The organism is Vibrio sp. V10_P2A27P122, assembly GCF_963874335.1.
Lineage (GTDB): Bacteria > Pseudomonadota > Gammaproteobacteria > Enterobacterales > Vibrionaceae > Vibrio > Vibrio anguillarum.
Genome location: NZ_CAWNHY010000067.1, coordinates 1 through 7,358 on the forward strand (window position 1 = coordinate 1; position 7,358 = coordinate 7,358).

The 7,358-nt window shown below is 44.6% G+C and carries 7 protein-coding genes and 1 pseudogene; 4 read left to right on the forward strand and 4 right to left on the reverse strand.

Annotation, left to right across the window (positions count from 1 at the left end):
* Positions 1–21 precede the first annotated feature (21 nt).
* Entirely contained in the window at positions 22–453 is a 432-nt protein-coding gene (locus tag AACQ17_RS03895; protein WP_094146836.1) for a YbaY family lipoprotein, read from the reverse strand.
* A 146-nt stretch (positions 454–599) separates the two neighbouring features.
* On the opposite strand from AACQ17_RS03895, the gene tesB reads away from it, so the two are divergent.
* On the forward strand, positions 600–1,460 hold the full coding sequence (gene tesB / locus AACQ17_RS03900) for an acyl-CoA thioesterase II (protein ID WP_013856442.1): 861 nt from the start codon (positions 600–602) through the stop codon (positions 1,458–1,460).
* 19 nt (positions 1,461–1,479) lie between these two features.
* On the opposite strand, the gene AACQ17_RS03905 is transcribed toward tesB, so the two are convergent.
* Entirely contained in the window at positions 1,480–1,941 is a 462-nt protein-coding gene (locus AACQ17_RS03905) for an Lrp/AsnC family transcriptional regulator (RefSeq protein WP_010319994.1), read from the reverse strand.
* Positions 1,942–2,060: 119 nt separating this feature from the next.
* On the opposite strand from AACQ17_RS03905, the gene AACQ17_RS03910 reads away from it, so the two are divergent.
* Positions 2,061–3,128, forward strand: coding sequence for a PLP-dependent cysteine synthase family protein (locus AACQ17_RS03910; protein WP_013856440.1), 1,068 nt, complete (start codon positions 2,061–2,063; stop codon positions 3,126–3,128).
* Positions 3,129–3,185: 57 nt separating this feature from the next.
* On the opposite strand, the gene AACQ17_RS03915 is transcribed toward AACQ17_RS03910, so the two are convergent.
* Positions 3,186–4,055, reverse strand: a complete 870-nt coding sequence (locus tag AACQ17_RS03915; protein WP_017048570.1) for a Tim44 domain-containing protein — start codon at positions 4,053–4,055, stop codon at positions 3,186–3,188.
* Between the two features lie 178 nt (positions 4,056–4,233).
* Between AACQ17_RS03915 and AACQ17_RS03920 the strand changes: the two genes are divergently transcribed.
* A complete protein-coding gene (locus AACQ17_RS03920; protein ID WP_017048569.1) occupies positions 4,234–4,830 on the forward strand; it encodes a TetR/AcrR family transcriptional regulator in 597 nt (198 codons plus the stop codon).
* 9 nt (positions 4,831–4,839) lie between these two features.
* Complete coding sequence (locus tag AACQ17_RS03925) at positions 4,840–6,711, forward strand: MFS transporter (protein ID WP_094146959.1); 1,872 nt, start codon at positions 4,840–4,842, stop codon at positions 6,709–6,711.
* Positions 6,712–6,906: 195 nt separating this feature from the next.
* Here AACQ17_RS03925 and AACQ17_RS03930 read toward each other — a convergent pair.
* A pseudogene (locus tag AACQ17_RS03930) lies at positions 6,907–7,358 on the reverse strand (hypothetical protein); the annotation flags it as partial.

Sequence of the window (7,358 nt, forward strand, 5' to 3'; positions counted from 1 at the left end):
ATTTTATTGCTTCTGTTTTTACTACTGTTTAACACCAACCAAACGCAAATCAACCCGTTTAGTGTTATTCTCATCAGTAATCACGGCGTAATGGGTATCCGTAATGAAGCGCAGTTTTCCATCTACTTCGATGCGAGCACTGACGCTGTAACGGTGGCGAGCATCAATTTTTCGGTTGTCGAATGCCAAGTCAAACTGAAGCGGCACTTGCATTCCGTTAGTTTCAAAGCGGTGTTTTGCGATCACTTTAGCGGGTGCATCAGCCAATGAAACATCTTGCAAAGTGATAGTGACAAGCGCCTTATCCGGCAGTGCAATACGCTCACGGTACGAAACCGTACCCATGATAGATTGAATATTGCTCTCGGAAGAGGTTGGTTTTTGCGCTGACTGGCAACCCACAAGCATTAGACCCAAAACAGACGACATAATCGGCAACAGTGCCTTTTTCATAAGGATAAAACCTCAGTTATGGTGTTAGATAGGTGATGATTATAGGTTCGGTTTTATCTGCTGTCATGGTCGTCCATTTGGTATTAACAAGATATTGACTTAGTCAACAATGATAATAATTACATTAAGAATCTCGGTGAGGGTCTATGAGTAAACCATTAAATGAACTATTGGATTTGCTACAACTGGAAAAGCTAGAAGAAGGTTTATACCGAGGTGAGAGCGAGAACTTAGGTCTACCACAAGTGTATGGTGGGCAAGTGATTGGCCAGGCACTCTCGGCGGCTCGCTATACGGTTGATTCCGACCGCACTGTTCACTCATTTCATAGCTATTTTCTTTACCCCGGGGATCCTGAAAAACCAATCATTTATGATGTTGAGAATTTAAGGGACGGACGCAGTTTCAGTACCAGACGAGTCAAAGCAATTCAAAATGGTCGGCCGATTTTCTATCTCACCGCTTCTTATCACGGTGAAGCGCCCGGTTTTGAACATCAAAACACCATGCCTGACATCCCTGGTCCTGAAAATTTTGCCTCTGAATCTGAACTGGCAGCCCAGATTGCACATTTATTACCTGAAAAAATAAAAAAGGTTTTTTGTGGCGAAAAAGCGATTGAGATGCGTCCAGTGACCGTAATTAACCCGCTAAAACCACAAAAAGCGGAGCCAAAACAGTACCTGTGGATACGCGCTAATGGTGAGTTGCCAAATAACCAACTCATCCATCAATATTTGCTCGGTTACGCGTCTGATTGGGGGTTTTTAGTCACAGCGTTGCATCCTCATAAAGTCTCTTTGATGACACCTAACTTTCAAGTCGCGACGATTGATCATTCGATTTGGTTCCACCGCCCATTCAAAATGGATGAGTGGTTGCTCTACGCAATAGAAAGCCCTACGGCCAGCAATACCCGTGGTTTAGTGCGTGGCGAGATTTACAACCGCCAAGGAGATTTAGTCGCAACAGCAGTGCAAGAAGGTGTGATGCGCTTCACCAAATAACAAGACTCGGACGAGCAGGCTATGCCAGAGGCAATTGGGTAGTGTACTTCAATGACTCCATTGCAAAGGTTGAAGTCACGTTATTAATCCCTTTCACGCCATTGACCAGTTTTTTATAAAACTGGTCAAAACACTTCATGTCTTTGACCAACACTTTCATCATGTAATCGTACTCACCCGCCATACGATAGAACTCCATCACCTCAGGGTACTCAGACACAGTCACGACAAAATGGCTATACCATTCGTGAGAGTGATCGCTGGTCTTAATCAACACAAACGCGGTAAAACTCAAATCTAATTTTTCTGGGTCAAGCAGGGCAACTCGCTGCGCAATCACGCCAGATTCTTCGAGCTTTTTCAATCGCTTCCAGCAAGGTGTGGTGGTTAAGTTCACCGCTTCAGCCAAATCATTTAGCGACAAAGTGCTGTCTTGTTGCAGTAATGAGAGGATCATGCGATCAATTCTATCAAGCTCCATAGCTTCCCCAGAATAAGAGAATAATTTTCTCTAAAACTACAAAATGACAGGCAACATAGCAAAGCTTTTCTCTCACATTAAGGGTAAATTACCCTCATAATAACGATGGAGAGAGAACCATGTGCACCGATCATCAATGGATTAACAACGCAATTCGAAAAATAGAAGCGGACTACCAACGTTCGGCCGATACTCATCTGATCAAGCTCGATTTGCCTTGTGTCGCTGGGGTCGATATTTATCTCAAAGATGAAAGTACGCATCCTACGGGTTCGCTGAAACACCGCCTCGCCCGTTCTCTTTTTCTGTATGCCATCTGTAACGGCTGGGTTGGCCCTGAAACTACTATCATTGAATCTTCATCGGGCAGTACTGCGGTATCAGAAGCTTATTTTGCCCGTTTACTAGGCTTGCCTTTTATTGCTGTAATGCCCAAATGTACTGCACGTAAAAAAATTGAGCAGATTGAGCTTTATGGCGGCCAAGCGCATTTAGTCGATCGCTCTGATCAAATTTATGCCGAATCACACCGCTTAGCCAAAGAACTGAATGGCCATTATATGGACCAGTTCACTTATGCTGAACGTGCGACCGACTGGCGTGGTAATAGCAATATTGCCGACAGTATTTTTAACCAAATGCAAATGGAAGATCACCCCGTTCCAACATGGATTGTAATGAGCCCGGGCACAGGCGGAACCTCAGCAACTATAGGCCGCTTTATTCGCTACCAAAAACACAATACCAAACTGTGCGTCGTCGACCCTGAAAACTCGGTATTTCATGATTATTTCAAAAGCCGAGACCCAAGCTTAACCTTGCAGTGTGGTAGCAAAATTGAAGGAATTGGTCGCCCACGAGTTGAACCGAGTTTTATTCCCGGCGTAGTCGATGAAATGCGCACCGTTGCGGATGCCGCCAGTGTCGCTACGATCTATTGGTTGGAAAAACTACTCGGCCGCAAAGCAGGCCCTTCTACCGGCACCAATCTTTATGGGGTTTTGCAAATTGCCAGTGAGATGAAACAACGAGGTGAAACAGGCTCCATCGTGACGCTGTTATGCGACAGCGGCGAACGTTATTTAGATACCTATTACTGTGCCGATTGGGTGAAAAGCAATATTGGTGATTTAACACCTTATCTTTCAAAATTAGAAGCCTTTGAAACAACGGCTAAATTAGCTTAGTGACCTAGCAAAACGCCCAAGACAAGCTTGGGCGTTTTGGATCCATCGTGAAAAGTCTTAGCCTTGAATGCCGACAATCAACCAAGGTGCATTAGGTACGGTTAAATCACGCTCTAAATGCCACACATCATTAATATCTTCTTCAATGCCTTCCACGGAATCGCGGTAGCGGCCAGTAAACTGCAAACTCAACTGCGCTTTACTTGCATCGTAATCGGCGCGAACGACTTCAGCGTCTACGTACATCACATCTGTGTGCTGTTCACCGTTTAGCTTTGCGCGCTCTTGTTTTAAATCTTCAAACAAGCTCGCCGATACATATTCTTCAACAGTTTCAAGTTGGTTATGGTTCCAAGCACCTTGCAAAATACGGTAGTGTTCGCGCGCACCATTAATGAAAGCTACCTTATCAAAACCGGCTGGATAGTTATGTGGGATATCGCTGTGTGCATTCGCTCCAAAACCACCCGTGGCTTGAGGCTGTTGTTCAAAATTGTGCACGTTCGGCTGTTCAAACTCCGTTCGGTTATTCACGCCACCAAACGCAGGCTGCTGCCGATTCATGCTACCCTGCTTCGCACCAAGCATACCGCGCATCAGTTTAAAGAGCACAAAAGCAATCAGGCCGAAGATCAGAATATCCATAAATTGGATACCCTCAAACGCGCCGCCAAAGAAAGCCGCCAGTAGACCACCAGCGAGTAAACCACCCAGTAATCCGCCCATCAGACCTTTTTTGGTCGAACCAGCTTTACCTGCTTGATCTTGCTTAATGGTGTCATTTTTTTGAGTCTGCTGTTTGGGAGCTGGAGCCGTTTTATAGCTTTTACCAAACGATTTACCACCGCCAAATTTCTTTGCTTCTGCTATCGGTGTGATCGCAACAGCAACCATCAGCAGTGCTACAAGGGAAAAAAAACGTTTCATGTTTTTCCTTAGGGTTATAATTATTGAGGCTTACTCATCATAACCACTTCGGATAGACAAGAAAACCGTTGCTTCTCGCAGACATGTATCAGAATATTGCAAATTAACCGTCCATAAGTTGACGCTTATACACCACCCCACTAGAATATCGAACGTTGTTCATAATTGATACGTAACCATGGCCAGACGAAACGATCACACCCGAGAAGAACTGATTGCATTGACGCTCAAGACCGCGAAGCATTTTCTTCAAAATCACACTTATCACGAGCTCAGCCTGCGTAAAATCGCAACCATGATTGGCTACGTACCTAGCACTTTGGTCAATGTCTTCGGCAGTTACAATCTTTTATTGTTGCATGTGGTCGCTCAAACCTTGGATGAACTCTCTTCACAAGCGAAAAAAGTGGTGGGTAAGTGTAGCGATCCAAAAGAAGCGTTGTATAAATTGGCCTATTGCTACCACGATTTTGCTCAGTTGCACCCCAATCGCTGGCAACTTATTTTTGAACATAATATGAATGGTGAACGACTTCCCCAGTGGCAAGCAGAGCGCATCGACAACATGACCGCCATGCTTGAAGGTTTATTGACCATCCTTGCTCCACAACACTCGCAACAAGAAGTGCTGCAAGCAAGCCGAGTCCTGTGGTCTGGCGTACATGGTATTACCTTATTAAGCGTGGATGATAAATTTTTCGCCGCCGAACCCATCGATGGGAAAGAGCTGATTGAAAACCTACTCTCAAACTATCTTAATCACTGGGCGCGATAAGGACCATCAATGAGTCAATCTCAATCTTCATTGCTGACTCAGCAACGATTTCTTCCGTATTTCATCACCCAGTTTTTTGGCGCATTTAACGATAACATCTTTAAAAATGTCTTGCTGCTATTGGTCGCGTTTGCTGGAGCGAACGTGTTACCGGTTTCCAGTAATTTATTTATTAACCTTGCTGCAGGGCTATTCATTCTTCCCTTTTTCCTTTTTTCTGCCTCTGCTGGTGTGCTTGCTGACAAGTACGAAAAATCCGCTTTCATTCGTAAAGTGAAATTGGCTGAAATTGGCATCATGTGCCTTGGCGCGATCGGTTTTATGACCGAGAGTTACGCCATTTTACTGTTATTACTGTTTTTGATGGGGACACAATCGGCCTTTTTTGGCCCAGTCAAATACGCTTTACTGCCGCAACAACTCAAGCCGAATGAATTGGTTCCGGGCAATGCGTTAGTAGAAACAGGCACATTTTTAGCGATTTTATTAGGCACATTGGGCGCAGGGCTCATTGCCTCGATGCCCCACACTAAATACGTGGCTGCTGGCGCGGTGGTTCTATTTGCGTTATTAGGCTATTTAGCCAGCCGTCATATTCCTAAAGCTCCTGCTTGCGCACCCGATCTCGTTTTTCGCTGGCAGCCCATTAAGCAAACCAAGCAGACCATTGCGATTGCCAAACAAGACCGTACTATTTTCCAATGCGTAATGGCGATCAGTTGGTTCTGGTTTTTAGGTGCTGCCTACTTAACTCAATTTCCAAATTTCACGCATCACTATTTATATGGCACAGAGAGCGCCGTTTCTTTTTTGCTAGCACTGTTTTCTGTTGGCATTGCCACTGGCTCATTGACCTGTGACAAATTATCGCATCATAGAATAGAGATCGGCATCGTGCCTATCGGCAGTTTTGGCATTACATTATTTGGCTATTTAATGGCAACCTCCGTGCCAGAAAAATTACCTCAATTTACTGATTTTTATCAATTTATCAGCCACCAATCACTATGGCCGATGTTTCTTTTCCTATTGTTGATTGGCGTCTGCGGTGGCATCTTCATTGTGCCTTTATATGCGCTAATGCAGCAGCGTGCTAAAGTCACTCAACGCGCACAAGTCATTGCCGCTTTGAATATCTACAACTCACTGTTTATGGTGGCGAGCGCACTATTAGGGATTGTCTGTTTGAGCTTTCTTGAGCTTACGATCCCTCAGTTCTTCATTATATTAGCTTTGCTTAATGGCTTTGTTGCACTCTATTTATGCTACCAAGTCCCGGTCTTTTTGGTGCGATTTCTAATGTGGATGCTCACGCATACCATGTATCGAGTCAGCCACAAAAATCTTCATCACTTACCTGAAAAGGGCGGAGCACTGCTGGTGTGCAATCATGTTAGCTATATGGATGCACTGTTGCTGAGCGCGGTTTGTCCTCGCTTAATTCGTTTTGTGATGGAAGAGGATTACGCCAATTTGCCGCCACTTCGTCGCTTTTTGAAACGTGCAGGCGTGATACCTATTTCCGCAACGCGTCGCGGTTCTATCCGCCAAGCCTTTAACGATGTAGAACAAGCATTGGCAGAGGGGCATATCGTCTGCATTTTCCCAGAAGGACGGTTAACCGCAGATGGCGAAATCAGCGATTTCATGCGCGGGATGGATATTATTTTAAAACGCAGCTCTGTGCCTGTCATCCCCATTGCATTGAAGGGGTTGTGGGGAAGCTATTTTAGCCGTGCCAAAGGGCGCGCCTGCTGTGGGCTACCGACTCGTTTTTGGTCACATATAGAAATTGAAGCTGGCGAGCCCGTCCCCCCAAAAGAGGCAACAACACAAGTGATGCAACAAAAAGTCGCCGAACTCAGGGGGGATTGGCGTTAAATTGGGATTCAATATAACGTTCAGCAAAGCTTGCCTTGTGAGAAAAACGGGTAGTATACCTTGCTTTAAAGGCAGGGGGCTTAGCACCTGTAAATTAGCCAATGAATTGCAATGGATTGCTATTGTTAGGTATAAATTTGCACTTCTATTTTCGTATCGCTGCGGCACACCTTAACTGATGTTACTTAACATGAATCAAGCAGTGTATTGTGTAAGCCAATCTTCTATTGCGTGTGCCGTTAAAGTAGTACCGCTAGATGTAACAATCTTGTTCCGTTCTGCATGACCAGACAAATATTCGTTTATCTGAATTTCAACACTTCTATTGATCTGATTAGTAACACTCTTTCTCCACTCCACACTTGCTAGATCAACGTCAAGTTTTGCCTTGTCCACCTCGCTCATTAGCGCCGCTTGAAGCCCAGATTTACCCGTGTCTTTTCTATCTACCCGTATCCATTCTAAAAATTTTTTAGTGGTCTCTTTAACTTGGGCAGAGTTAACTTTTCTTTCTATCAATCCAACACCATAACATGCAAAATGTTGTTTTATTTCTCTTGTAGTAGGCTCATTCAGTAGGTTTTGTTTGTCTTTTAGAAGGTTCTTTAACGCATTAGAAACCGTTCCATGCACTCTCAAATCTATCC